The sequence below is a fragment of the Roseibium sp. SCP15 genome, from assembly GCF_040329435.1.
Classification (GTDB): domain Bacteria; phylum Pseudomonadota; class Alphaproteobacteria; order Rhizobiales; family Stappiaceae; genus Roseibium.
This window is the reverse complement of the sequence record NZ_JBDZYI010000008.1, coordinates 2,501-5,972: the sequence shown is the minus strand read 5'-3', so window position 1 is coordinate 5,972 and position 3,472 is coordinate 2,501. Positions and strand designations below refer to the sequence as shown.

The 3,472-nt window shown below is 54.0% G+C and carries 1 tRNA gene and 2 rRNA genes; all 3 read right to left on the bottom strand.

The features are described 5' to 3' along the window. Nucleotides 1–155 precede the first annotated feature (155 nt). Nucleotides 156–232, bottom strand: a tRNA-Met gene (locus tag ABLO27_RS27070). A gap of 237 nt (nucleotides 233–469) precedes the next feature. Continuing rightward, nucleotides 470–584 (bottom strand): 5S ribosomal RNA (gene rrf / locus ABLO27_RS27065). A gap of 142 nt (nucleotides 585–726) precedes the next feature. Next, a 23S ribosomal RNA gene (locus tag ABLO27_RS27060) occupies nucleotides 727–3,449 on the bottom strand. Nucleotides 3,450–3,472: the final 23 nt, after the last annotated feature.

The following is a 3,472-nucleotide window of genomic DNA, read 5'->3' as shown; positions in this document are numbered from 1 at the left end:
CACCGTGCGGGCTTTTTTTGTTTTGTTGTTTGTGCATGATTTTCTTGTTTTGTGCGCCGTTGCGTCGGACGTTGTCCTCGTTGCGGGGACCCCGTCGGGTCAAAATCGACGAGCGGTTCCAACAAAAAACCCGGCACGAGGCCGGGTTGTTTTATTGGTTGCGGGAGCAGGATTTGAACCTGCGACCTTCAGGTTATGAGCCTGACGAGCTACCGGGCTGCTCCATCCCGCGTTATTTTTGTTTTGCGCGTCCTTGATCCTTTGGATCTTCGGGCGTCGCGGGAGCTGCTCCATTTTGGAGACGCTCAATATGTAATTTCGCTGGATTGGAACGTGTGTTCCCAAGCGCAGCGAAGGCAAGCGCAAAGCGCGTCGGCCACTTTTGGCCGCCCTCGCGGAGGCCAGGGCAGAGCCCGGTACGGCCGTGAGCGCTTAAGTTGAAGAGATTTCATCAAACTGCGTTTTGCAGGCCTGGCAGCGACCTACTCTCCCACACCTTAAGATGCAGTACCATTGGCGCTGGGGAGTTTCACGGCCGAGTTCGGGATGGGATCGGGTGGGGGCTCCCCGCTGAGGCCACCAGGCCGGCGAAGCGCAGTTTGTTGTGAACTGGTCTTGGTTTGATCATCTTAACCGCACTCAAGTAGGCGATAGCCGGTAGTGCAGTAAAGATGATCTTTTCAAAGCGCCAAGGGCGCTTTTAAAAGATGAACATTGATTAATGAGAGGATCAAGCCGAACGAGCTATTAGTAAAGCTAAGCTTCATGTGTTGCCACACTTCCACACGCTTCCTATCGACGTGGTGGTCTTCCACGGCTCTTCAGGGAGAACTGGTTTTGAGGTGGGTTTCCCGCTTAGATGCTTTCAGCGGTTATCCCTTCCGTACATAGCTACCCTGCAATGCGGCTGGCGCCACAACAGGTCCACCAGAGGTACGTCCATCCCGGTCCTCTCGTACTAGGGACAGATCCTCTCAATTCTCCTACACCCACGGCAGATAGGGACCGAACTGTCTCGCGACGTTCTGAACCCAACTCACGTACCACTTTAATTGGCGAACAGCCAAACCCTTGGGACCTGCTCCAGCCCCAGGATGTGATGAGTCGACATCGAGGTGCCAAACAATGCCGTCGATATGGACTCTTGGGCATCATCAGCCTGTTATCCCCGGCGTACCTTTTATCCGTTGAGCGATGGCCCTTCCACGAGGGACCACCGGATCACTATGGCCGACTTTCGTCTCTGCTCGACTTGTCAGTCTCGCAGTCAGGCAGGCTTATGCCATTGCACTCAACGAGCGATTTCCGACCGCTCTGAGCCCACCTTCGCGCGCCTCCGTTACCATTTGGGAGGCGACCGCCCCAGTCAAACTACCCGCCACACACGGTCCCGGATATTGTTGTACCGCGGTTAGATATCCATGACGACAAGGGTGGTATTTCAAGGGTGACTCCACAAGAGCTGGCGCCCTTGTTTCAACGTCTACCACCTATCCTACACATGTCGTGACGAATACCAGTGTGAAGCTGTAGTAAAGGTGCACGGGGTCTTTCCGTCTGACCGCAGGAACCCCGCATCTTCACGGGGAATTCAATTTCACTGAGTCTATGCTGGAGACAGCGGGGAAGTCGTTACGCCATTCGTGCAGGTCGGAACTTACCCGACAAGGAATTTCGCTACCTTAGGACCGTTATAGTTACGGCCGCCGTTTACTGGGGCTTCAATTCGGTGCTTGCACACCTCCTCTTAACCTTCCAGCACCGGGCAGGCGTCAGACCCTATACGTCGCCTTGCGGCTTCGCAGAGCCCTGTGTTTTTGATAAACAGTCGCCACCCCCTGGTCTGTGCCACCCCAATCCGGTTGCCCGAACTGAGGTCTCCCTTCTCGCGAACTTACGGGAGCATTTTGCCGAGTTCCTTCAGCATAGTTCTCTCAAGCGCCTTGGTATTCTCTACCAGTCCACCTGTGTCGGTTTCGGGTACGGTTTATACGGTGGAGCTATTTCCTGGAACACATTCGCTGCACCCCCAATCCAATAAGGAGATACAACACACTGCATCCGTCACTACCACCAAGCTGCAGAATATTAACTGCATTCCCATCGACTACGCCTTTCGGCCTCGCCTTAGGGGCCGGCTAACCCTGCGCCGATTAGCGTTGCGCAGGAACCCTTGGACTTTCGGCGAGAGGGTCTCTCACCCTCTTTATCGTTACTCATGTCAGCATTCGCACTTCTGATATCTCCAGGACCCCTCACAGGTATCCCTTCGCAGACTTACAGAACGCTCCGCTACCGCGCATCATAAGATGCACCCGCAGTTTCGGTGTATGGCTTGAGCCCCGGTACATTTTCGGCGCGGAACCCCTTATTTAGACCAGTGAGCTGTTACGCTTTCTTTAAATGATGGCTGCTTCTAAGCCAACATCCTGGTTGTTTTGGGAGTTCTACATCCTTTCCCACTTAGCCATAACTTAGGGACCTTAACTGGCGGTCAGGGTTGTTTCCCTCTCCACAATGGACGTTAGCACCCACTGTGTGTCTGCCGGATAGTACTTCTCGGTATTCGGAGTTTGGTTAGGATCAGTAAGGCGGTAAGCCCCCATAGCCCATCCAGTGCTCTACCCCCGAGAGTATTCATCCGACGCTCTACCTAAATAGATTTCGCGGAGAACCAGCTATTTCCGAGTTTGATTGGCCTTTCACCCCTAGCCACAGCTCATCCCCGACTTTTTCAACAGGCGTGGGTTCGGTCCTCCAGTGCGTGTTACCGCACCTTCAACCTGGCCATGGCTAGATCACTCGGTTTCGGGTCTAATCCAACGAACTAAAACGCCCTATTCAGACTCGCTTTCGCTACGCCTACACCTACCGGCTTAAGCTTGCTCGTTAAATTAAGTCGCTGACCCATTATACAAAAGGTACGCTGTCACCCTTGCGGGCTCCAACTGTTTGTAGGCATCCGGTTTCAGGAACTGTTTCACTCCCCTCGTCGGGGTACTTTTCACCTTTCCCTCACGGTACTTGTTCGCTATCGGTCGACAAGGAGTACTTAGGCTTGGAGGGTGGTCCCCCCACGTTCAGACAGGATTTCACGTGTCCCGCCCTACTCGAGGACTATAAAGATTTCTACCCGTACGGGGCTGTCACCCACTAAGGCCCGACTTTCCAGACGGTTCCGGTTCTTACTCTATAGCCACTGGCCTGGTCCGCGTTCGCTCGCCACTACTAGCGGAGTCTCGGTTGATGTCCTTTCCTCCGGGTACTTAGATGTTTCAGTTCCCCGGGTTTGCTCCCTTGCGGGTACTCCATACGGAGTGGGTTTCCCCATTCGGAAATCGCCGGATCAAAGCTTATTCGCAGCTCCCCGACGCTTATCGCAGCGTATCACGTCCTTCATCGCCTCTTGTCGCCAAGGCATCCACCGAATGCCCTTAAGACACTTGATCACTCTCATTATCAATGTTCATCA